Below are 22,963 nucleotides of genomic sequence, written 5' to 3' on the forward strand. Positions count from 1 at the left end.
GAGAGTTTCATGTCTAACACTGTGGCGCTGGCCAATGCCGAGCCGCCTGAATTCAGCGCTGTGGACACCGGCATGTCCGCTTTTGTCGCACGGGCCAGAGCCATGGTTCCGCACCTGCTCGATCAACAGGCGGAGGTGGAAAAGCGCACTTTCTACTCCGAGGAAACCCATGCGATGTTCCGGGAGGCCGGATTTTACCGGATGCTGGTTCCCGAGCAGTTCGGGGGTTACGGTCTCGATGCGGAGGTCTTTTTCCGTATTGCCGTGATCATCGCCAGCGGATGCCCGTCGACCGCGTGGCAATATTGCTTCGGCCATTCTCACGCAGTGGCGGCCGGTTCGCTGTTCAGTCAGGACGTCCAGGCGGAGCTTTTCCGTGACGTCGACTTCATCTGCGCCGGCACGATCAAGCCGCAAGGAACGGTGCAGCGGCAGGCGGATGGCAGCTGGGTGCTCAACGGGACGTTCAACTATTGTTCGGGCATACCCTACTCGACGCACTTCATCAGCCATGCGTTCGTTTCCGACGAAAATGGAAATGCTCTGGGCAAAGGCACTTTCGTCGCTCCGCGCTCGGCCTGGAAACGTCTCGACGACTGGGGCGGGAGCCTTGGCCTGAAGGGGAGCGGCTCGCACAGCATCGTGTTCGAGAATGTGGCGTTGCCGGCGGAGTTCGTTTTGCCCGGGGTGGATTTTGCGGACCACGCCCCAAGGGACGACAGTCCCTATGTTCTGCACCATGGCAGGCCGATGTCCTTTCTCTATCTGGAGCCGGCATCGATCATGCTGGGCGCCGTAAAGGGCGCGCTCGCGGAATATGAAACATTGCTGCGGACGAAGACGACCATGCTTCCGCCGATCGTGCCCAGGACCGAGGACGTCGACTATCGTCGATATTTCGGAGACGCGATGGGCAAGATCGCCTTTGCCGAAGCCGCTCTGTTCAACGCCTGCCACCAGTGGACCGATGCCGCAGCGGAGCAGAAGGCCGGGACCGCGGAATTCTCCGTCGCGCTGGATCTTACCATCCGTCTCATCTGCCTCGAGGTGATGAACACCTGCTGGCAGGTGATGGAATCGATCATCCTGTTTTCTGCTGGCTCGTCATCCGCCTTCGACGGACAGCGGATTCAGAGATTTTTCCGTGATATGGCGATGTGCCGCGCGCACGCACTGCAATCGTGGGTCGATCCGATGCGCCGTGACCTCGCCGATCAGGTGATCAAATCGCGCTAAGCCCGTCTTCGATCGTAGCGGAATCATCATCATATAATCAGCCGGCGAAAACTCCTTGCGAGGCGATCGCCGGCTGAGAGGGGAGGCGGCGCGAGTGCCCGCCGTTATCCGTCCACGAACAATAGATGATTGATAAAGTCGATCGCGCTTTCAATCTCTGCCGAACTGAAAGGGTTTCGGTTGGTGAGATATTGATATTCGGCAGCAACGGAAAATGGCACGGCTGCCATGGCGATGATCGCGTAGCGCAAGCGTGCAGGGTTGCCGCTGCGGACTTCTCCTTCTTCCTGACCTTTCACGATCAGTTCGCAGAGTTTGTTGAAATCTTTTCTGGTGTAACTCTCGCACGCCCATGCAAGCCGCTCCGATGGCTGATGCGCTTCCTGCGTCATCATCCTGTGCAGCGCAGGGATTTCGGCAAACATCATCACATAGGCTCTGATGACGGCGCGTAACTTATCGGATGTGGACACCGTTCCCAGGTCGGTTTCATCGTGCAGAATGGTCGATGCCGTATTGTGGGAATGGACGTAGTCGGCAACGGCCTTCCAGAGTTGGTCCTTGGAAGGAAAATGGTAGAGGAGCAGCGATTGCGATACGTTCGCATCTTCTGCCACCATTCGCGTCGAAGTGCCCTCGAAGCCGTGCCTGGCAAAGCCCTCGAGAGCCGCCGCAAGTATGCGGTTCCTGACCTCTACAGGGCGCCGTTGACGCTTCTTCCGGCGCGCGTCAGCAGATGCGGCCGTGTCTGCCGGCGACGCACCGCTCTTCTCCTCGGGGGCAGCGACCGGCGCCTTGGCCGAGCTCCTGGCCTTGACGGAGCTCTTGGCCGTTCGATTTGGAGAGGGAGATTTCGACATTACTGACCGTTCATTTGCATTGCTTCCCGCCGGAGGCAAATGGCGTAAGGCCGGTCATCCTGCAACCCCTGCCGGATCATAGCCCCGGAAAGCTACCGTCGCCGACGACGCTATTGATCGATCAATCTGCGGTTGAACCGGAGCTATGCCGCCGGCGCCTTGGCGACCTTTGCTTTCGAACGGCTCATCGATGCGGCATGCCGGGCTGCGCGGCGTCCCGAGAAGGCTCCATCAGCGAGCGACATGCCGCTGAAATAGCCTATCGAACAGACACCCACCGCCGAACGGCCTGCCGCATAGAGACCTTCGATGGGGCTTCCGCTCTCTTGCAGGACCTGGCCGGTCTCTTCGTCAACCTTGAGACCGCCCAGCGACATGGCCATGGTAAAGCCGAACCGGTTCTTGATCGACATATTGACCGCGTAGAAGGGGCCTCGCTCGACGGGGCGCACCTTGTCGGCGTTCTTGCCGAGCGGGTCGGTCCCGGTCGCGGCCGCGCCGTTATAGGCGGTGATGGTGCGCGTCAGCGCCTGTGGCGAGATGCCGATCTTTTTCGCGAGCTTCTCGATCGAGCGCGCTTTCCTGGTGCCGCCGAACAGAAGATTGAGCAGGTTCGGCAGGTAGAAATACATGAACGGAGTGATACCGCCCGGGCGCAGCGCCTGCTTGAAAGCGAGCCGATAGGACGAAGCTTCAAGTATCAGCCATGCCGTGCCATTTTCGCGGGCGGCGATCGCGCGCCCCAGCGATCCCGCATAGGCATCCTCGCCGATGAAGCGCTCGCCCTTCGCGTCGACGATGACGCCGTTCAACAGCGCGTTGGGTGGGGAAATCGCACGGGTGCTGAAAATACTCTCCATATATCCCACGGCGCCGCCGGCCGATTGCCCGAGCTGGATACCGCTGCCATCGCAGCCCATGGATCCAAGACGCATCAGATCCGGATAATTTTTGGCGAAAACCGGCCCATAGCGCTCGAGCATGTCGAGATTGTAGACAAATCCCCCTGAGGAGATGATCACGCCGCCGGTGGCCCGGATCAGCTTCCGGCTTCCGTGGCGTGCTTCCAGATCCCGGCACTCCGGAATGACCTTTTCCGCCGGGCCGCTGTTGAAGGCCTTGAGCGGGTTGATCTTCCGGTAAAGATCCTGATGCTTTGCCCGAACGTCGCCCGCTGTGGGGAGCGCGTTTATCTCGATCCCCACGACACGGCCGTCATGATCGATGACCAGGCGCTTCGCCGGCGAATGGGTGATGACGGCTATCCCGGCAGCCTCCACGGCCTTCCTCAACTTGCCGAAATAGTCCTTGCCGGTCCATCCGGTCCCGACATGCTGATGTCCTCGCGGAGCCGGCTTTGCCACCGCGGCGTATCGGGCAATATTCTCATTGCCGGAGTAATAAAGGTACCGCCCCTCGGGAGGGAAAGAGGTTTTCTCGAGATAGGCCGCGCCGCTATATTCACCGCCATGGCGCTGAATCCAAGCCAGATCCTCGGCGCTTCCGTCACAAAATTTTCGAAGTGTCGCTGAAGAGACCGCGTCGCCGACCTCGAGAGACAGATATTTGAACATCTCGTCGGCCGTGTCTTCGAAACCCGCCTGACGCTGAAACGGGGTGGCCCCGGCATAGAATACGCCACCGCTATAGGCTGTGGCGCCGCCGCCTTCGAAGCGGTCGACGATGATGACTTTTGCGCCATCCTCATGCGCTTGCAGGGCCGCGATCGCCCCTGCGCCGCCGAAGCCCACGACAAGGACCTCGGCGCTTTCGCTCCAGTCCGGGACCTCGCCCTTCCGGAGACGAAGCGGCGCGTCGATGACGGTGCCTGCCCCGTTGCCGCTATCGCGTGAAGGCCGGGGTCCAGACCTGGAACTGGCGCGGGAACTGTTTGTCATCCAGCCATATCCTCTTTTATCTTTTTGAATTTGAGCAGTGTAGCCGCAGTGCTCAGGCGACATTTCGTCATGCCGAACGCGATGACGGCCGCCGTTGAGCGATCTGCCAGATAGTTTACGCTCTGATACTGTTCGAACGAAAAGTCTATGTCAACCGCTTTACGGGGTGTTCCGGACGGACCGTAATGCCATCGCTCCGGTTCTGGCATAGGGGGCGGCGTCCTAGCATGAAGACAGCTCGTCAGAGGCGTCTTGCCGCGCCTCCCCGTAAGACTTTGCGGATATAGCGGCCAAATAGCCTTGAAACCGGCGCGAACTTTTTGTACCTGATCGAACGAACAGTTATAACTTATGATGTTCCCGAGCCTGAAACGTTCAGTTTGGCGGGTGTTCAGCCGTCGGGAAATCGGAGTTCAGGAGGGTGCTAAATATGAGGCTTGCCCGTTTCACGTTGGGCGGCGACCCAATGATCGGTCGTGTTGTCGATGACGGGATCGTCTCGCTTTCCACGCGCATCGTCAATTTCCCGAAGGACATGGTGGACCTGATCGAACACTGGGCGGAGTTTTCGGGCGCCATCGAAGCTTTGGGGCGAGGCGCGGATCATAAGCTGGCGGACGTCAAATTGCTGGCGCCGGTGGCGCGGCCCGGGAAGATCCTGTGCATGGGTCTGAATTATGCGGATCATGTGCTCGAGGCCAAGCTTGAAAAGCCCGAGCATCAGACCTGGTTCTCGAAGGCGGTCACCACCGTCAATGGGCCATATGACCGGATCGAGCGCCCGCTGGTGTCAACCGCGCTCGATTATGAGGCGGAGCTCGTCTTCGTCGTCGGCAAGCGTTGCAGGCATGTTTCGCCCGAGGATGCGAAGAAGGTCATTTTCGGCTATTGCGTCGGCAATGACGTGAGCGTGCGCGATTGGCAAAGGCGCACCGGCCAATGGATGATGGGCAAGACCTTCGATACCCATGCGCCCTTCGGTCCCTATATCGTCACGCCCGATGAAATCGATGTCGGAAATCTGGGAATTCGCTGTTTCGTCAATGGCGAAAAGCGGCAGGACTCGAATACGAGCAACCTGATCTTCGATTGCTCGGCGCTGGTAGCTCATCTCAGTCAGGCAATGACCCTGGAGCCCGGGGATGTCATCTACACGGGTACGTCGGGCGGCGTCGGCGGCCTGATGAAGCCGCCCAAATTCCTGCAGCCGGGGGACCGGGTCCGCGTCGAAATCGACGGGATCGGATTCATTGAAAACGAAGTCGTGGACGAAGTCGCGGCCAAGGGCACCCTGTGATGGATGCGCCGGTCCTGATCGCAGGCGGGGGGCCTGTGGGGATGACGCTGGCGCTGGCCTTGAGCCAGCACGGCGTCGCGTCCATTCTGGTGGAGCGGAATCCCACGACCACCAGGTCTCCGAAGATGGATATTACCAACGGAAGGAGCATGGAGCTTTTCCGGCGGCTGGGCATCGTGGAGCAGCTGCGCGCCGTAGGCGTTTCGCAGGATGAGCCGTTCGACGTCGTCTGGGCCACGCGCCTGACCGGACATATACTCCACCGCTTCCATTACCCCTCGTCCAATGAAAAGCGGAACCAGATCCGTGCGCTGAATGACGGGTCCCAGACGCTCGAACCCCCCATGCGCGTGTCGCAGATCATCATCGAGCCGGTCCTCAAGACGGCAATCGACGAAAGCCCGCTGGTCGATGTGCGGTTCGGCTGGGCATTCGAATCCCTGGAGCAGGATGCGGACGGGGTCACCGCAACGATCAGGAACAGCGAAACGGGCGCGACGAAACAGGTTCGCAGCCTGTATCTGGCCGGCTGCGACGGCGGCGGCAGCCGCGTCCGCCGGTCGCTGGGGATCGAGCTGGAAGGCCGCTTCGGCGTCACCAATGTCTATATGGTGCATTTCAAATCGCACGCTCACGACATCCTCTCGCGCTTTGGAACCACGTTCCATTTTCAAACCGGCGGCGGGACGATGATCGCCCAAAATGCGATCGATACGTGGACGCTCCAGTCGCGCCTTCCGCCCGACATCGATCCTTCGACGCTCGACCCGGCCGAATGGCTACGCAAATGGGTGGGACAGGATTTCGAATTCGAGATATTGGTCGCCAATCCCTGGACGCCGCATCTGGTGATCGCGGACCGCTACATCGACGGGCGGGTCTTCCTCGCCGGTGACTCTGCCCACCAGGTGATCCCGAGCGGCGGTTACGGGATGAACACCGGGATCGGGGATGCGGTCGATCTCGGTTGGAAGCTGGCCAGCGCGGTGAAGGGGTGGGGTGGTCCGGCCCTGCTACAGAGCTATGAAAGCGAGCGGCGCCAGATCGCGATCCAGAACCGCGCCGCCGCCGGCAGGCATTCCGACATACGGGCGGCGATCGGCCAGCTGATCGTGGCGGCAGAGCGGGACGCGGACCTCGACTCGCCGGACACGGCGGAGCGCCGCCGCGAGCTTGGCGACAAGATCGCTGCACTCGGTAATGCGGAGAACGAGTCCTGGGGGATCGAGCATGGCTATCGCTATGAAGATTCTCCCGTGATCTGGCCGGCGGGCGAGGATGAAACGGCACCTGCCTTCGATCCGCTGATCTGTACCCCGACCACCTGGCCGGGCGCGCGGCTTCCCTCATTCTTCCTGAGCGATGGCCGGGCGCTGTACGATCTGCTCGGGCCGGAGCTCACTTTGCTCGTCATCGGAGACCAGGATACGGATCGCTTCACCAGCGCGGCAGCCGCGCTGGGCGTGCCGCTGACCGTGGTGCGGATCGAACCGGAGCCAAAGCTCGCCCTTCTGGAACGGAGCTTGTTGCTGGTCCGTCCCGACCATCATGTCGCCTGGCGCGGCGATAGCCTCCCGGCCGACTGTCACGCGGTCCTGGCCCGTGTCTGTGGCCGAAGCGACGGCGATGTCACCCGCGAGAATATGGCGAAGGAAACGGCGCCGCTTACGACCTCGTAAGGCGCAGATCAGACCGGCTCGGCGTAAGCCGGGCCGGTCTTGATGATCGGCTTCACGTTGACGGGAACGTTCGACATCAGAGGCTGGCCCGAATAGCGCTCATAGACGCGATCATTCCAGAGCAACCGGTTCGTACAGGAGCCGATTTCGCGGACCCGATCGTCGAATTCGGGCGTGTCGCCGAAGCATTGCGCCATCGAGACGGTACCCGGGCGCAATTCGTCATCGGTCATCGCCACCGCGGGAATGGCCGATCGCGACGAGCTGATCTCTACGAGGTCACCATCGGCGATGCCGAGGCGCGCCATGTCCGTCGAGTGCATATAGGCCGGGTTGCCCGGCTTGCCGCGATCGACCGCGGGGATTTGCAGCGAGGAATTGAGCTGATGCTGCCGCCGGCACATCAGCCGGAATGCGTGGCCCTCGGCAAGATCACGGGCGACATCGATCGTTTCGAAGGCCTCGGCGAGGTCGCGCATCATCAGCGGATTGCCGAGATCGAACTTCTCCGTCCACCCCGCGTCCTTCGGCTGCACGATCACGGGCGTATCGGGCGGGAAGAGCGCACCGGAAGGGTGTCGTTTGACCTCATCGAGCGGGATGCGCGCACGGGCCGTCATCAACGCGATGATGTCGTCGGTCGTGGGCGCGCCGGTCATGTCGATGGCGGGCGGCTCGCGCCGTATCTTCGGCGGCGGGGAGGTGGTGTAATATCGCATCGGGTTCAATCGCAGCTGAACGCCCATGCGTTGCGCCATCCGGTAATAGAGCTCCCATTCCTCGATGACGTCGGAACCGGGCGGCGGCTCCACCAGCGCCGGTGTATAATGAGCGAACGGCGCGAGCGAACCTGCATAGGAGTTCGCATAGCCGGTGGGCGGCTTGTCGCCGCGGATCGCCGCTGTCTCCAGATGCATCGTCGGGGCGATGTTATAGTGCGACAGCTTGGCGGTGGCGGACATCTGGATGTCCGTGGTGACGAGCAGTTCCAACGAGCCAAGTGCTTCGAGCATCTGTAGCTGGTCGGTCACCGCGGTGGCCGGGTTTCCGCCGACCACGAACAGCGCGCGCACCTGGCCTTCGCCGGGCGTCAGGATTTCTTCGGCCATCGCCGATACGGGCAGCCCGCCCAGAGTGTCCGTGAACCCCCGAAAGCGCAGGCGCGGCCCATAGCCGAAGGCCTGGATCGGCCCATGTGCCTGCGCCTTGAAGGCAGGGACGGGCTCCAGCGTGCCGGGTGTGATCACTTCCTCTCCGGCGCGCAGATAATGGCCGCAGATGGTATCGAGCGCCAGCACCAGATATTCGAAGAGGGTTCCCTGCGCGGTGCCCATGCTGGGCCCCGTTCCCGCCACCACATAACCCCGCTTGGCCTGTGCGAAGATGCGTGCGACCTTGACGAGATCCTCAGCGGCGATGTCCGCCCGCTCTGCGACCAGGGCCGGCGTGAAAGGCTCGACGGCCGCCCGCAGGGCATCGAGCCCTTCGACATTCTCGGCGACGAAAGCCTGATCATGGAGCTTCTCGCTCAGGATTATCCGGATCAGGCCGGCCATGATCGCGACGTCATGACCCGGCCTGGGCTGGATATGCATGGTGCAGCGCCGGGCGGTGTCGTGGGCGCGGGGATCGATCATGATGATCCTGGTCCCCTTCCGCAGTTGATCGCGCATGAAGACCTTCGGCGATCCGCACGGCAGACCGGTATAGGTCATTGCCGGGTTGATCCCGATCCAGAGAATGACCTCCGGATTGTCGAAGGATTGGGAGGGCGCCATCCAATAGCCGTGCAGACCGTGCGCGATCTGCTTGCCGGGCTGATCGAGCGTGTTGGCGCTCCACCCCCTCGTCGCGCCGATCGCCTCCAGGAACGAGTCCGAAAGCGGGATCAGGGGCACCGATTTGCTGCTGGCGGTGCCGACATACATCGCGACCGAATCCGGCCCGTGCCGCGCGATGACATCGCGCAGCTTCGCGACGATCTCGTCGATTGCGTCGTCGACGCCGATGCGGACCCGCGAGCCGTCGGGCATCCGCCTGGTGGAGAACAGCTCCCTTGCGGGATCGTACATGAGCTGTGGAAGGGCGCGGCCGCGGTGGCAGCTATAACCGTGGTGGAGCGGACCGGCGGGATCGCCGGTCACCTTCCTGACGAGGCCGTCTTCGATTTCGACGAGGATCGGACAGCCGTTGTTGCAGACGCGGCAAAAAGATTTCTGGATGGTGGCTCCGCCGGGGCTGGTTACACCCGGCGGAGTGTGAGCCACGCGTTCAGGAGGCGTGGTGTTCACTGGGCAATATTTACCACCTGGATCTGGGTGAACTCCGCCAAACCCTCATCGCCGAACTCCACGCCGATGCCCGATTGCTTCGCGCCGGCGGCGGGGATGTTGGGCCCCACGGCCATGTGCTGATTGATCCAGGCTGCGCCGCTTTCCATCCGTACCGCAAATTCATAGGCGCGCTTCGTGTCGGCCGACCAGATCGAGCCGCCCAATCCGAACGGCGAGGCATTGGCGCGGGCGAGCGCATCTTCCGGGTCGCTGAACTTGATCACCGGCAGGATCGGACTGAACTGCTCTTCGTCGACCAGCCTGTTGCCGTCGGCGATATCGCTTATGATCGTGGGCTGCATGAAATAGCCGGGGCGGTCTGGCACTGCTCCCCCGCCGATGACCTTGCCGTGCCGGCGGCCTTCCTCCAGGAACGCCAGCGCCCTGTCGAACTGCATCTTGTTCTGGAGCGGGCCGAATTGCGTGCCCTGCTCGAGGCCGTCGCCGACGACGGCTCCATCGGCCAGCTGCGCCAGTTCCGCGCACATCTGGTCGTAGATCGAGTCGTGGACATACAAGCGCTTCAACGCGATGCAGGTCTGCCCGCTATTCTGGAAAGCTGCGTTGAAGATCGCCGGTGCGATCTTTTTCGGGTCGGCGTCGTCGAGCACGATTCCCGCGTCGTTGCCGCCCAGTTCCAGCGTGAGCCGCTTCAAGGTTCCGGCGGCGCCAGCCATGACCTTGATACCCGTCGCGGTCGATCCGGTGAACGAAATCTTCCTGACGTCGGGGTGGCGCGTCAGCGCGTCGCCGAGATCGTTGGCATCGGTGATGATGTTGATCACGCCCGCGGGCAGGATGTCGCGGATGATTTCGCCAAAGCGCAATGTGGCGAGCGGCGTCGTCGGCGCCGGCTTCAAAACCACCGTGTTTCCCGCCAGAAGTGCTGGCGGCACCTTGAACGCCACGATGATCAGGGGATAGTTCCACGGAATGATCGCGCCGATGACGCCGAGCGGTTTGCGGTGCAGCTCAATGCGGCTGGCCGGACTGTCCTCGATCACCTTGGCCGGGAGATCGAGCGTCGTGAAATAGCGAAAGAAGGCCGCCATGGCCGCGACGTCGCCTTGGGACGCCGCCAGGGGTTTCCCTTGCTCCAGCGTCTGCAGGCGCGCAAGTTCGGCGCTATTCACGTCAATGGCGTCGGCTATCTTCAGCAGATAGTCCTTGCGCTCGTCGATCGGGGTCGCCGCCCATGCCGGGAAGGCGGCTTTCGCCGCGGCAACCGCATCGTCGAGCTGCGCTTCGGTGGCGCGGGGGCAGGCGGCGACGACGTCCTCGCTAGCCGGATTGATGACGTCGATGGAGGAGGCGCCGTCAACCAGCCGGCCTCCGATAAGCATCTTAAACTCTTCCATGCCCACTCTCCATGTCGGTTTTTTCTGCACTTGCTGAGGGGGCATTGGCGAAGCCGAAAAGAGCCCGGTCAGCGAATAAGGGCCTGCATCCCGTCAAGCTGCTGGCGCCGACCCCTGCTTCATCAATTCGGCTTCATCGACACCGGCATGAAATTTGGCGGCCAGGACGTCCGGATCGAAATCCACGCCCACCGAATTTCTTGCAAAGACGTCCGTCCCGAAAAAGGCGCGTGGATCGACTGCCGCCAGGTTATCCACCTGGAGTTCGACACGGATGCCGTCAGGATCCTTGTAATAGAAGGACGTCGTCGGCCCATGGTTGATGCACCAATGGGGCACGATATTGGCCGCCTTCAGCCTTTCATAGGTGTGGATGAGTTCGCCGAGCGATCCATATGAATAAGCCACATGATCTATGCCGCACTGGCCCGGACTATAGCTTTGGATATCCGGAGTATGGGCAATGGCTATGCGATGATGTTCATCATCGAAGGTGAGAAACACGACCCGTTCGTTTTGAAATACGACATCGGTTTGCAACACCGTCTTATACCACTCCACGACTTCCTGAAAGCGGTGGGTCTTGATCACCATATGCGCCATCTGCTGCGGAGCGATACGGCGGCCGGGATTTGCTTGGGCGTCAGTTGAGTTGCTCATGGCCACTTTCTATCTGCTTCGTTTTCCTCATCGTGGGGCGGCAGGGAGCTTCATGGACCCCGGCAAATCGCTTCACGTCGAGCGCAATGTCGTCCAGTCGGAGCCAGCTATCGCCGAATCCTTAGCGTCGCAAAAGCATAGCACTACTATGTAACTGATCAATATGAATCTGCTCAAAGCGGCAGGATGCCGCTATTGCTCGGTATGCTAAAATGGCTGCTGATCGCATTCATCCGCATTTGCTGGTCGCTCAGTCAAATAATAGGAGGCCTGGAAACGGCGTGCAGGCCGTTTCCAGACCTCCGGACCCGAGCATCAATATCTGTAGCTCAGTTCCATACCGTACATGCGCGGACGACCTACGCTTCCCGAGTTGACACCCAACGATCCGCCAAGCGGGAGCCCGCCGACATAATATTTTTTATTGAAAGCGTTGCGAACCCACGCGCCGATCGCGAGCGCCGATCCGCCGATCCGGTTCCAGTCTGCACGGAAGTTCGAAACGACATAACCCGGCAGCCGCGTTTGAGGCGTGACGGAGACTTCGGTGTTGGAGAAATAGAAGCCGGTCTGACCATATATGTCCCCGCGCAGCTTCACTTCCCCCAACCGGTCCGACACCGGAACCGTGATCACCGCATATGCAGAGCCGGTCCACCTGGGCGTATCGGCCACCGGGCCAAACCGCGTGGGAACACCGAATGGGGTGGCGACATTTTTGGTGTATCTTGCATTGGTATAGGCGCCGGCAATTCCGAGATTGAGCCAATTGGATGGCTGAATCCCAGAGTCCAGCTCGACACCCTTGATCCGTGCTTCGGGCACGTTCACGGTAACGGCTATCGCACCCTGTGACGGATCTATCGGGTTTGTCGGAAACAGCGCGCGCTGCACGTTTTTCACCTGCATCGTATATGCAGAGAGATAGAGATGGGCGCGCGAAGCACCCAGCCGGCCATTATATTTCAAACCGGCTTCATAATCTCGTGCCAGTTCAGCGCCGAACTTGTCGGTGTTGATCAGGGTGGCGCTCAGTGCGGGCGGCGCACCGCCATTGATTCCGCCCGCTCGCCAACTCTCCCGGGTGGTTGCGTAGAGAAGGACATCGCGCGCCGCCTGATATTCCAACCCCAGATTCCAACTCGCCCGATCGAATTTCGCATCGGGTGTCGTTAGCGGGAAAAATGCACTGGTCGGCAGATGTTGGAGGCTGATTTTTTCCCACGCGTAGCGAATGCCGGCACTGAAGCTCAGGCCGGTCAGGCCAGCCAGGCGTCCCAGGTCGAATGTGCCGTGGGTGAAGATCGCATCCGTCCGGTCCTGCGTCTTGAAATTTTCGAACAGCGACGCTGACGGGATGATGGGAGCAAGATCGACAAAGCCCACCGGATAGATTTCATGGCGATGGATCTGCTGATGATATGCACCCAGAATATATTCCAACCCGCCGTCGAGTAGATTGGCCTGAAGCTGGAGTTCATCCGATATCGATTTGTTGGTGACCTGGTTGCCGAGGCTGCGTGGCTTGAAATCGATAGGCTTATTGAGATCGTAGTTCGAGATTATCAGATAGGGCGTGCCGGTCTGCTCCGTCGCATCGATCGCCCTGGAATAGGAATATCCGAAGGTGTTCTTCAGCGTTATGTCGTCGGAAAGGGCGGCGGTCGTGTTGTTGACGACCGCCAAATCCTTGCCGCTGTGGAAAGACGGCGCACCCGAATTGACGTCCCAGAAGCCCAGCTGCTTCTGCTGACGGTCCAGAACACCCTGGATGCCCGACGGATCATATCCGGGATGCGCCGCCAGAACGGCAGCCCAGGCACCGGGAACGCCGATATTGGCGTCGAGTTGCGGCCCGAACAGAAGATGGGCCGTACAGTTCAGGACCGTACCGTCCGCCCCCCTGTCGCCGCACCGATTGAAGCTGTAAATCCGTGATCCGGCATTGTTACCGCGCGAGCGTTCATACTGAACCATGGTGAGGTTCTCGATCCCTTCGCCCGGCTTCAGGAGCAACGAGACGCGGAAAGCCTGACGATCGACCTCGCCGAGTTTGCGGGTATCGCTTCCGCCATAAACCGGCCCGGTGTAAACGTTGCGGATATAGCCGTCCCGCCGCGTTATCTTGAAGGCTGCGCGCAAAAGCACGCTGTCGCCGACCAGTGGAACGTTGCCGACCCCTTCGACGTCGATCGCGTCATAGTTGCCGTAGCCGAGCTTCACCATCCCTTCGACATGGTCGACCGGCTTTGCCGTCGTCGAAAGAACGGCACCGCCGGTCGTATTACGCCCGAACAAGGTGCCTTGCGGACCCTTTAGAACCTGAACCGACTGGAGGTCGAAAAAGGACGCTACGCCACCGGCGACGAAGGGTACCTCGTTCAGGTAGGGCACCACCGCCGTTGAAGATCCGGAAAACGCATCGACGGTCTGGCCGCGTATCGCATAGTTCAGATTGTTGTTGGACTGCGTTTCCCGGACGGTCAGGCCTGGCACGGCCAGCTGCAGATCAGCCTGACTCTGGATCGATCGTTCACGCAGCGCTTCGCCGCCGAGTGCGGTGATCGTCGTCGGCACATTGGCTATGTCTTCCGTACGCCGCCGCGCCGTCACGATGATGACATCCGCTTCCTCGCCATTCGCCGCGGTAGCCTGCGCCGATTTCATGTCCTGCGCCTGCGCTGATACGGCCAAGCCGAAAAGGCTCGCGCCACCGACGAGCATGGCTGTCACTTCTTTGAATCGCATCGTATACCTCCCCTTGTCATGCTATTTCGCAATGGCGTGCCCGGGCACGTCGGCACCCCTCGGCCCCGCTATTGGAATTGACGGCTAGTTCTTTCGGGCGCCCTGGACGATCCAGCGCCTGATGGTTTCGCGGTCGGCAGAACTCAGACGAATGAAGGGATTGGTGGGCGGCGGCATCGGCCACCCTTTTCCGCCGACTTTCGCGTGCGTTCCGTCCAGCTTCATCATGAGATAGCTGGCCTCCGGCTTTTTGGCGGTCACGCGGCTGAATTTTGGCGCACCGACCGATGGCGCGTTGACGAGCTGATCGTAGGAGAGGGTCGGGCTCAACGACAAGCCGCCCATATAATCGGCTTCGTGATGGCACATCGTGCAGCGAGCCGAAAATATCGGTTGGACGTCCCTCGAAAAGCTGATCACTGGTTTTTCGCTATTGGCGCTTTCCGCCGCTATGAAAGCAGCGACTATCGCGCATGCGACTCCAAAGGTCATTTTCGCCATTATTTTGCGCCTCTGCCTGAGGCGGCGTTGCGGCCCGCGATCATTCCGAACGTCATGGCCAGGGCCAAGGTCGACCCGCCGGCCCAATAGCAATCATGCGCAGGGCTCGCGACGCAATTGCCCGCACCGTAAAGGCCAGGAATAGGCTGACCATTCCATCCCAATATTCGAGCCTCGGTGTCGATCTCGGGTCCACCATTGGTATCGAGCAAGCCAGGCGCCAGGATTATGCAATAATAGGGACCCGTCTCTTGCAACGGATAAAGCGCACTGTTCTTCTTTTGATTGTCCCATTTCCCAGCCGGGGGAGGTGAAGAGTTCACGAACCGCTCGAGATCTGTTTCACCGCGCTGAAAATCCTCGTCTTTCCCCGTCCGAGCAAAGGCATTGAAGCGATCGAACGACCTTTTGAGGTTCGATGCGAATTCAGGCGCGCAGGCGAGCCCGCTAATACGGGTCTTAAGGGCGTCGAGATGCTTGCCGACATTGCCGGCCAGTTCATCCAGTGTCTGCCCCGAGATGACGTATTCCGCGCCGGTGGGGGTGGGCGGGATCGGCATAGTCCCGGCCTGTAGTTCTGCCGTTCTCTGGTCGTAGATCATGAAATTGAGCAGATCTGGATATTCGGCGCGATTGGGATTCCAGCGATATTGAGCAAGGGACCGCTCGTGGTAACTGCGATGCTCGTTGACGCAGCGATGTCCATATCGGTTGACGAAGAACATGCTGTCGAACGGAACGAACCAGACATCGGAAGGGACGGCGGGATAGAGGAGGCCCTCATCCAGCACCACTTGCCCACGCCAGGCGCTCGCCGTGTTTCCGAGCCTGGCGCCGACCTTCGTGGCGATCGGAATGAAGTCACCGGTCGAGGCCGGCAATGCGCAAGCGCCAAAGACCGGTTTGCCGTGAAATCTGTCGAGCAGCTCGGCGTTGTGCGCGAAGCCTCCGCTGGCAAACACCACGCCCCCCTCGGCTGCGACTGTGGTCGTCTCGCCGCCGGGCATGGAAAGTTCGAGCCCTATGACCCGTCCGCTATCATCCTGCACCAGCTCTTTTGCCGCAGTCTCCATCCGGACATCGACGCCCGCGGCAAGCACCGCGCGACGGAGTTGCCACATCATCTCATCCCCGCCCGACGATCCATCGGCGCTATGGGTTATCGAGCATAACAGCCGGCCCTGCGGCACCTTGTTTTCCGGCAGGTGGGAATAATAGTCGGGGAGGGGAACATATTCCTTGCTCTTGAGCGCGCTGGTCCTGTGGAGTTCCTCGACCATCTCGCCCGATCTGTCGTAGAAGGTCTCGTACAGCCGGTAACGCGCTTCGGGCGCGCCAAGAGTGGCATCTTCGGGATCGTAGCTGGCGGGATAGGCCACGCGCACCAGATATTTGAGGAAATCCGGTTTTGGATCCGCGATCCCTTTGGCGCGCAGCAGGAAATGATTTGGAATCCAATATCCGCCGCCCGATTTCGACGACGTGCCGCCATAATGGCTCGATTTTTCGACGAGCATTACGCGCGCACCGGCCTGGCGGGCAAAAAGCGCCGCGACGCTGCCGGCTGCGCCGCTGCCTACGACAATCACATCCGTTTCAGTATCGGCGCGACCGACGGGCCCGGCATTCGCCTTTGCGTGGCTCGCCGTGGAAACGCCGGCGATCGCGGCTCCGGCGGCCGTCAGAACTCTGCGCCGATTCAGCTCGGGTACTTTAAACCTTCCCAAAGGATGACCTCCTCGCCCAAATGATTTTGTTCTCGTTGGAACACCGACGCCCATCCGACCGACGCGAGATTGCGTGGATCGTCGACAATCGCGATTGAAGCCGCTCGACAACTATATGGCCTGACCCAGGCCCAATTCATCCTGTGCAAACGACAAGCTATTGCAACCTGCGGTGGCGGCTGCCCCAAGGCAATCCTCCCCTCTGCCCGCTCAAGGTCGGATTTTCAGGACCTTCTTCACTCCATGATCGTTTTCATTTTCGAATATTTTCAACGAATTATAGGCAGAAAACGCGACCCGGCGCCGGCGTCGTCCAGGGTGATCATAGACTAGGTGGACATAGCTGCCCACGGGGTTGACAAACAATTATGGGAATATACTGGTCACATGAATAGCAACTGTCAATCGGTTTCCAAGCCTCTGCGTAGGCTGCCGGCGCGTCGAATTTGATGTTTGACAGCGCTCCAGGCCGGCGCGTGAACTCGGACACTGGATTGTCCAAGGTGAACAGAAACGTGCGGAGGATCATATGACGACCAATTCTCTACCCCGGGAGCTCTCGTTCGAAGGAAAGCGGGTCCTGGTTTGCGGCGGGGGTGGCTCGGGGATCGGCGCGCACGCGGTCGAAATTCTCGTGGAGCTCGGAGCGGAAGTCCACGTCTTCGACCTGAAGGAGCCTCCCGTCCAGGTGGCGTCCTATCAATCGGTGGACCTGGGGGACCCCGCGGCCGGGATAGCTGCCGTCGAGGCGATCGGGCAGCCGATCGACGTCCTGATCAACGCGCAGGGCTTGCTCAAGGAAGGCGTGCCGATCCCGGTCGTTTGTGTGAACTTCATCGGGCTCAGGGCGATAACCGAAAAGGTCTTGCAGTCGATGCCGGCTGGCGGATCGGTCGTTTCGGTGGTCACGAGCCTGCCGCCTCTCCCGTCCGACCTGTCGGCGATGAGGGCGTTCATCGACCTGCCGGCTGACGAGGCGATCGAATATTGTCGCGCACATCCGGACGAGGTCGGAGACGGATACGGATTTTCGAAGTTCCGCCTTGCCGTCTGGTCGCTCGATGCAGCTCTCGACAATGCACGGCGGGGGATTCGTATCAACCTCGTCTATCCGGGCCGGACCGACACGTCGATGCTCAGCAACTTCCTCAATGAAGGCGGACCATTTGCGCGATCGATGCAGGAGTCCGGGCAGCTTGACCGTCTATCGGGCGTGATGGGGCGACCCGCCCAGCCGCGCGAAGTGGCGTGGCCGATCGTGTTCCTTGCCAGCGATGCGGCCAGCTATATCACGGGCGCGCGCCTCCCGGTCGAGGGCGGCTTCCTGACCGCCGTGGAGCTTGGACGATCGGCCTACTGAATTTTAACTCAAAGACTGGCACATATGCGCCAGTCGTCGAGACATAGAATGCGGCGGGTCAGGCCAATGCGATGATGCGCCGCGCGGTGGCGCATCACGGGTCTGCCCGCCGCTTTTTTGCTGTGTTTTTGCTGTGTTGCTTTGCCGTCGAGCCAGGAGAACGCTCGCGCGATGAGCCTTGAACCACAAGGCCATGCCGGGGCGGCGGCATGGGCAGTGCGAAGACATGTTTTGGCTTTGGCAAAACCCTGCCCACGCGCAGGGCAAATCGAATTTCGACCTTGCTACTGATCGGATGAATAGTTAATTGTGGGTCGAATCGTTAAAGCGATAATCAGAAGTGATTGAGGATGCGATGAACCGGACGGAGCTGCGCGAAGCGAACGACCAAGTGATCGAGGATGCGGTGCTATATGCCGATCCTCTGGTGCTTCGGGGACTCCTGTATCAGCTGACCGGCGACGAGAGTCTCGTCGATGTGAAGGTCGACATGGTGGACACCGGTTTCGTCGAGGTTGCCGTGGCGACCGACCCGGCGGATGTGGAGATGATCCGCAAGAAGGCGGCGGATTTCCTCAAGCAATATCGGGATGATGGCGCTGGCGACATTTCGGCGGGGCCGCAAAGCCGGTTGCACCGCAGCCTGGAATTGATCTGTGGAACGGAGATCCCCGGTAACGAGCTCGATCTCTGGCTCGAGGAACTGGCTCTCGATCCCTGGGCGCGGGCGCTCGAATGGTCCGGCCCGGAGGCTCCGCGCGCCGCCAGCGATTTCATGGTTGCCGTGATCGGTGCCGGGATGGGCGGGCTTGGCGCGGCCGTGCAGCTCAAGCATGCGGGCGTCCCTTTCACCATCCTGGAGAAGAACGCCGGTGTCGGCGGCACATGGTATGAGAACCGGTATCCGGGCGCGCGGATCGACTCCCCCAGCCGGACTTATACGCACATCTTCGGGGCCGAGTACGAATATCCCTATCTGTTCTGTCCGCAGGAGGACAATGAGAAATATTTCAATTGGGTCGCCGACGAGTTCGGGGTGCGCGACGCCATTCGGTTCAACACTGAAGTAACGAGCGTCATCTGGGATGAAGACGCGAAGCTATGGGAATTAAGCGCCCAGGGTCCAGACGGGCCTGTGGTGGTCCGCGCCAATGCCGTGATCAGCGCGGTCGGTTTCCTCGCCCGGCCCAACATCCCGACGATCGCCGGCATGGAGGATTTCGCCGGGCTGGCGGTCCACAGCGCGCAATGGCCGGCCGGCCTGGATATTTCCGGCAAGCGTATCGGCGTAATCGGTTCGGGTTGTACCGGTTATCAGATGGTTCCGGAGCTGGTGCGCGATGCGAGCCACACCTATCTGTTCCAGCGGACCCCGAATTGGGTGTTCGAAACCCCGGGTTATCTCTCGCCCTTTCCGCCCCAGGTAAACTGGCTGGATCGTAATTTTCCCTATTACACCAATTTCCTCCGTTTCATGATCGAATGGAATTATCATCCGGTCAAAATGATCGCCGCGCTGAGCCGCGATCCGGATTTCCAGGACGAGCACACGCTTAGCCCGCTCAACAAGAAGATCCGGGATGCGCGGATGGCCTTCATCCAGTCCAAGCTCGGCGAGCGGCCCGATCTGGTGGAGAAAATGACGCCTCCCATGCCGCCGATGTGCGCGCGGCCGGTCCTCGTCGACAAGGACTACAGCATATATGACGTGCTGCTCCGCGACGACGTCACCCTGGTCACGGATGGCATCGACCGGATCACGCCGACCGGCATCCGCCTCGAAGACGGCTCCCACGTCGATCTGGACATCATCGTTTTCGCAACCGGGTACAAGGCGAACGACTTCCTGTGGCCGATGGAGGTGCGCGGCCGCGACGGGGCGCGGATGCAGGACCTTTGGGCGGTCGATGGGCCGCGCGCCTATCTCGGGACAATGCTTCCAGGCTTCCCCAACCTGTTCATGGTCTATGGCCCGAACACGAACGCGGTGTGCGGTCTGCAGAAGGTGAACATGGAGGAGATGGTCATCCGCTTCGCCCTCAACTGCATCGGCGGCCTGATCTCCCAGGGCAAGCATAGCGTCGATGCCACCATGGATGCCTACTGGCGCTTCAACAAGGAGGTCGACAAGGCGGAGAGCCGCCGCGTCTATTCAGACCCCCGCGTGCACAATTATTGGCGAAACGAGCATAATCGTTCCTCTGCCAACAACCCCCTGGACAGCCGCTTGTGGTGGCAATGGCTCCGCAATCCGGCGGCCCCGCCGACGGATGGCCAACTCCCCTCCATCGACGAAGGGCTTGTCGAAGCCCGGGCAGCAGTCCGTCCCTGGTTCGGTCATGACCTGGTCGTCGATTGAGATGGCCGGCGGCACTCAAGCCAATCAACAACAGGCGCTTCGCGAGGATAACTGATGGCACTTTCGTTTGATCCCGATGTGGCAGCGGCTGCCGCGCCCATATTGGCCGCGCACGAGGGACATGTTCCCCCGCCGGCGGGGGACTGGCAATCGCGGCGCACCGGGTTCGAGATGATGCTGGGGGAGATGGCGAAGGCCCTCCCGGAGTATCCGGAAGTGGCGAGGCAGGATTTCCACGCCACCGCTGCCGACGGTTCGGACATTCTGCTGCGCTGGTACACCAAGGACGGGCATCAGCCAGGGTCCGCCATCTTCTATATCCATGGCGGCGGCATGATCATGGGCAGCGTGGAACTGTTCGACCGGCTGGTCGCCCGCTATGTCGCCCACACGAACGTTCGCTTCCTCGCGGTCGATTACCGGCTGGCACCGGAAAATCCGCATCCTACCCCGATCGAGGATGCGTTCAGCGGGCTGAAGTGGCTCAAGGACCACGCCTCGGAACTCAATGTGGATCCTGCGCGCATCGGCGTCATGGGAGACAGCGCCGGTGCTGGACTGGCCGCGGCGCTGGCCTTGCTCAATCGCGACAGAGGCTGTGTGGATCTGGCCGCGCAGATCCTCGTCCAGCCGATGCTTGACGACCGCACGGTCGAGCCTGATCCCGAAATCGCCGGACTGGCGCTGTGGGGCTATGCCGACAACAGCACCGGATGGGGCGCCCTGCTCGGCGATGCGGCTGGTGGCCCGGACGTCTCACCCTATGCCGCACCAGCGCGCGCCACCGATCTTGCGGGTTTGCCGCCGGCCTATCTCGAGGTGGGGGAGCTCGATATCTTCCGTGATGAGGTGCTCGCATATGCGCGGGGCCTGACGGCGGCCGGGGTGTCGACCGAACTGCATCTTCATCGGGGATCGCCGCACGGCTTCGACGTGCTGGCGCCCGATGCGCCCGTGAGCCGGCGGGCGATCGCCGACAGGTTCCGGGCGATTACGAGCGTGTGATCTGGCCATCGAGCCCATCAGCCAACTGATTGTTCGCCCGGGCGAACGGTTTCGCAATGCGTGGGGAACGTTTCCCCGAAAGGAAATATGATGTCGACGCAAACCCCTGAGTCCGCAGAGCATAAAACGCTCGGCTTCGATGTGGAGGCGTTGCGGGCGAAGTATCGCGAGGAACGCGACAAGCGTGTCCGCTCCGATGGGAACGCCCAATATCATTCGACGGCGGGCGAGTTCGCCCAATATGTCGAAGACCCCGATGTCGAACCGCTGAAGCGCGAACCGCTTGCCGATGCAGTCGATGTCGTCATCGTTGGTGGGGGGTTCGGCGGACTTCTCGCCGGCGCGAGGCTCCGGCAGGCGGGATTGGAGCGTATCCGGATCATCGATACGGCCGCCGATTTCGGAGGGACGTGGTACTGGAACCGCTACCCGGGGGCGCGGTGCGACATCGAAGCCTATATCTACCTGCCGATGCTCGAGGAAGTGGGCATCATGCCCACCGAAAAATATGCCAAGAGATCGGAGATCTTCGCGCATGCCCAGGCGCTGGCGCGAAAGTTCGACCTCTACCGGGATGCCTGTCTGCAGACGAGCGTCACCGGCATGGTGTGGGACGAGAAAACCGGCCAGTGGATCGTCAGCACCAATCGGGGGGACCGGATCCGCGCCACCTATGTCGTGATGAGCATCGGATATCTGCATCGGCCGAAGCTGCCGGCAATTCCGGGCATCGAGACGTTCGCCGGCCGTGCATTTCACGCGAGCCGATGGGATTATAGCTATACGGGCGGGGCACCCGGCGACTGGAGCCTGCCGAAACTCGCCAACAAGCGGGTGGGCGTCGTGGGAACGGGCGCGACCGCCATTCAGTGCATCCCATATCTGGCGGAGGCATCGGAGCAGCTGTACGTTTTCCAGCGCACGCCGTCGGTGATCGGTGTCCGTGCGAACAGGCCGACCGACCCCGACTGGGTGGCGAGCCTCGAACCCGGTTGGCAGCAGCGGCGGCTGGACAACTTCCATGCTTTGACGTCCGGCGCGGCGGTGAGCGAGGACCTCGTCTCTGACGGCTGGACCAATATCACCAGCAAGCTCGCGGCGAACCTGCCCAAGGGCGTGAAGGCGGAGGACGTCGATCCGGAGCGGCTGGCCTATGAGGCGGAGCTCTCTGACTTCGCCTATATGGAATATATCCGGAAACGCATCGCAGAACTCGTCGAAGACCCGGCAACCGCCGAGGCTCTCAAGCCCTATTACCGGACCTTCTGCAAAAGGCCGCTTTTCCACGACGAATATTTGCAGACGTTCAATCGGCCGAACGTGACGCTGGTCGATACCGAAGGTCGCGGGATCAGCCGCATCGAGGGCAAATGGGCGATTGTGGGCGACCAGAAATACGAACTCGACTGCCTGGTTCTGGCCTCCGGTTTCGAGTCCGAATATGACACGCCCTACATGGATCGAACCGGGTTCGACGTCATCGGCCGGGACGGCCGGTCGTTGTCGCAATGGTGGGCGGACGGTGCGCGCACCTTGCACGGCATGCATGTCCATGGCTTCCCGAATATATTCGTCGTGAGCCGGACCCAATCGGGGCTGCAGATCAACGCGCCGTTCATGCTCAACGAGCAGGCCCAGCACATCGCCTATATCATTCGAACCCTCCGCGAGCGGAATTGCACGATCGTCGAGGCCACGAAGGAAGCAGAGGACGAGTGGGTCAAGACCATCGTCGAATTGGCGGTTCTCGATCTCGATTTCCTCAACGAATGCACGCCCGGGCTCATTAACAACGAAGGCGCTCCGAACAGACGCAACCTGCAGAATTCGAGCTATGGCGGCGGTTCGATCAAGTTTCTGGAGCTGTGGCGAAACTGGAGAGAGGCGAACGAGCTGGAAGGCCTTCGCGCGTATCGCCCAGACTCCGCTGCTGAAAGCTGAG

15 protein-coding genes and 1 pseudogene are annotated in these 22,963 nt (G+C 61.0%); 7 read left to right on the forward strand and 9 right to left on the reverse strand.

What is annotated here, in order from left to right; translation table 11 throughout:
• Positions 1-9 precede the first annotated feature (9 nt).
• A complete protein-coding gene (locus tag ASE00_RS01675) occupies positions 10-1,236 on the forward strand; it encodes an acyl-CoA dehydrogenase family protein (RefSeq protein ID WP_082594410.1) in 1,227 nt (408 codons plus the stop codon).
• 104 nt (positions 1,237-1,340) lie between these two features.
• On the opposite strand, the gene ASE00_RS01680 is transcribed toward ASE00_RS01675, so the two are convergent.
• Together ASE00_RS01680 and ASE00_RS01685 are read right to left on the reverse strand one after the other, a co-directional pair.
• Positions 1,341-2,096: a TetR/AcrR family transcriptional regulator gene (locus ASE00_RS01680; protein ID WP_056377261.1), complete on the reverse strand. Its 756-nt coding sequence runs from the start codon at positions 2,094-2,096 to the stop codon at positions 1,341-1,343.
• Positions 2,097-2,239: 143 nt separating this feature from the next.
• Positions 2,240-3,994, reverse strand: a complete 1,755-nt coding sequence (locus ASE00_RS01685) for an FAD-binding protein (protein ID WP_082594411.1) — start codon at positions 3,992-3,994, stop codon at positions 2,240-2,242.
• A 430-nt stretch (positions 3,995-4,424) separates the two neighbouring features.
• On the opposite strand from ASE00_RS01685, the gene ASE00_RS01690 reads away from it, so the two are divergent.
• Together ASE00_RS01690 and ASE00_RS01695 are read left to right on the forward strand one after the other, a co-directional pair.
• Positions 4,425-5,291 carry a fumarylacetoacetate hydrolase family protein gene (locus ASE00_RS01690; protein WP_056377263.1) on the forward strand — a complete coding sequence of 289 codons (867 nt, stop codon included), beginning with the start codon at positions 4,425-4,427 and terminating at the stop codon, positions 5,289-5,291.
• The gene (locus ASE00_RS01695; RefSeq protein WP_056377265.1) at positions 5,291-6,970 is read left to right on the forward strand and encodes an FAD-dependent monooxygenase; all 1,680 of its coding nucleotides are present in this window, start codon (positions 5,291-5,293) and stop codon (positions 6,968-6,970) included. The genes ASE00_RS01690 and ASE00_RS01695 overlap by 1 nt, the downstream gene beginning before the upstream one ends.
• Positions 6,971-6,978: 8 nt before the next feature.
• Here ASE00_RS01695 and ASE00_RS01700 read toward each other — a convergent pair whose 3' ends face one another.
• From ASE00_RS01700 to ASE00_RS01725, 7 genes and pseudogenes are all read right to left on the reverse strand, one after another.
• Positions 6,979-9,042 (reverse strand): molybdopterin-dependent oxidoreductase, encoded by a 2,064-nt coding sequence (locus ASE00_RS01700; RefSeq protein WP_235538502.1) that lies wholly within the window; start codon positions 9,040-9,042, stop codon positions 6,979-6,981.
• A gap of 3 nt (positions 9,043-9,045) precedes the next feature.
• Positions 9,046-9,261, reverse strand: a pseudogene (locus ASE00_RS24385) (hypothetical protein); the annotation flags it as partial.
• Complete coding sequence (locus ASE00_RS01705) at positions 9,258-10,661, reverse strand: aldehyde dehydrogenase family protein (RefSeq protein ID WP_056377269.1); 1,404 nt, start codon at positions 10,659-10,661, stop codon at positions 9,258-9,260. The pseudogene ASE00_RS24385 and the gene ASE00_RS01705, both read right to left, overlap by 4 nt.
• Before the next feature lie 93 nt (positions 10,662-10,754).
• On the reverse strand, positions 10,755-11,321 hold the full coding sequence (locus ASE00_RS01710) for a VOC family protein (RefSeq protein WP_235538503.1): 567 nt from the start codon (positions 11,319-11,321) through the stop codon (positions 10,755-10,757).
• A gap of 315 nt (positions 11,322-11,636) precedes the next feature.
• Complete coding sequence (locus tag ASE00_RS01715) at positions 11,637-14,069, reverse strand: TonB-dependent receptor (RefSeq protein ID WP_082594413.1); 2,433 nt, start codon at positions 14,067-14,069, stop codon at positions 11,637-11,639.
• An 84-nt stretch (positions 14,070-14,153) separates the two neighbouring features.
• Positions 14,154-14,570, reverse strand: coding sequence for a hypothetical protein (locus tag ASE00_RS01720; RefSeq protein ID WP_156405232.1), 417 nt, complete (start codon positions 14,568-14,570; stop codon positions 14,154-14,156).
• Entirely contained in the window at positions 14,570-16,297 is a 1,728-nt protein-coding gene (locus ASE00_RS01725) for an FAD-dependent oxidoreductase (RefSeq protein WP_056377277.1), read from the reverse strand. Before ASE00_RS01725 ends, ASE00_RS01720 begins: the two co-directional genes overlap by 1 nt.
• Positions 16,298-16,826: 529 nt before the next feature.
• Between ASE00_RS01725 and ASE00_RS01730 the strand changes: the two genes are divergently transcribed.
• From ASE00_RS01730 to ASE00_RS01745, 4 genes are all read left to right on the forward strand, one after another.
• On the forward strand, positions 16,827-17,657 hold the full coding sequence (locus ASE00_RS01730) for an SDR family oxidoreductase (protein ID WP_056377279.1): 831 nt from the start codon (positions 16,827-16,829) through the stop codon (positions 17,655-17,657).
• A 355-nt stretch (positions 17,658-18,012) separates the two neighbouring features.
• On the forward strand, positions 18,013-20,016 hold the full coding sequence (locus ASE00_RS01735; protein WP_056377281.1) for a flavin-containing monooxygenase: 2,004 nt from the start codon (positions 18,013-18,015) through the stop codon (positions 20,014-20,016).
• 54 nt (positions 20,017-20,070) lie between these two features.
• The gene (locus ASE00_RS01740) at positions 20,071-21,021 is read left to right on the forward strand and encodes an alpha/beta hydrolase (protein ID WP_056377282.1); all 951 of its coding nucleotides are present in this window, start codon (positions 20,071-20,073) and stop codon (positions 21,019-21,021) included.
• A gap of 90 nt (positions 21,022-21,111) precedes the next feature.
• On the forward strand, positions 21,112-22,962 hold the full coding sequence (locus ASE00_RS01745) for a flavin-containing monooxygenase (RefSeq protein ID WP_056379185.1): 1,851 nt from the start codon (positions 21,112-21,114) through the stop codon (positions 22,960-22,962).
• Position 22,963: the final 1 nt, after the last annotated feature.

This window comes from Sphingomonas sp. Root710, from assembly GCF_001429065.1.
Classification (GTDB): domain Bacteria; phylum Pseudomonadota; class Alphaproteobacteria; order Sphingomonadales; family Sphingomonadaceae; genus Rhizorhabdus.

Bases quoted from the DNA above. Each gene is read 5' to 3' on its own strand.
- ASE00_RS01675 (WP_082594410.1), top strand. From the start codon at position 10: ATGTCTAACACTGTGGCGCTGGCCAATGCCGAGCCGCCTGAATTCAGC.
- ASE00_RS01680 (WP_056377261.1), bottom strand. From the start codon at position 2,096: ATGTCGAAATCTCCCTCTCCAAATCGAACGGCCAAGAGCTCCGTCAAG.
- ASE00_RS01685 (WP_082594411.1), bottom strand. From the start codon at position 3,994: ATGACAAACAGTTCCCGCGCCAGTTCCAGGTCTGGACCCCGGCCTTCA.
- ASE00_RS01690 (WP_056377263.1), top strand. From the start codon at position 4,425: ATGAGGCTTGCCCGTTTCACGTTGGGCGGCGACCCAATGATCGGTCGT.
- ASE00_RS01695 (WP_056377265.1), top strand. From the start codon at position 5,291: ATGGATGCGCCGGTCCTGATCGCAGGCGGGGGGCCTGTGGGGATGACG.
- ASE00_RS01700 (WP_235538502.1), bottom strand. From the start codon at position 9,042: ATGTACGATCCCGCAAGGGAGCTGTTCTCCACCAGGCGGATGCCCGAC.
- ASE00_RS01705 (WP_056377269.1), bottom strand. From the start codon at position 10,661: ATGGAAGAGTTTAAGATGCTTATCGGAGGCCGGCTGGTTGACGGCGCC.
- ASE00_RS01710 (WP_235538503.1), bottom strand. From the start codon at position 11,321: ATGAGCAACTCAACTGACGCCCAAGCAAATCCCGGCCGCCGTATCGCT.
- ASE00_RS01715 (WP_082594413.1), bottom strand. From the start codon at position 14,069: ATGCGATTCAAAGAAGTGACAGCCATGCTCGTCGGTGGCGCGAGCCTT.
- ASE00_RS01720 (WP_156405232.1), bottom strand. From the start codon at position 14,570: ATGGCGAAAATGACCTTTGGAGTCGCATGCGCGATAGTCGCTGCTTTC.
- ASE00_RS01730 (WP_056377279.1), top strand. From the start codon at position 16,827: ATGACGACCAATTCTCTACCCCGGGAGCTCTCGTTCGAAGGAAAGCGG.
- ASE00_RS01735 (WP_056377281.1), top strand. From the start codon at position 18,013: ATGAACCGGACGGAGCTGCGCGAAGCGAACGACCAAGTGATCGAGGAT.
- ASE00_RS01740 (WP_056377282.1), top strand. From the start codon at position 20,071: ATGGCACTTTCGTTTGATCCCGATGTGGCAGCGGCTGCCGCGCCCATA.
- ASE00_RS01745 (WP_056379185.1), top strand. From the start codon at position 21,112: ATGTCGACGCAAACCCCTGAGTCCGCAGAGCATAAAACGCTCGGCTTC.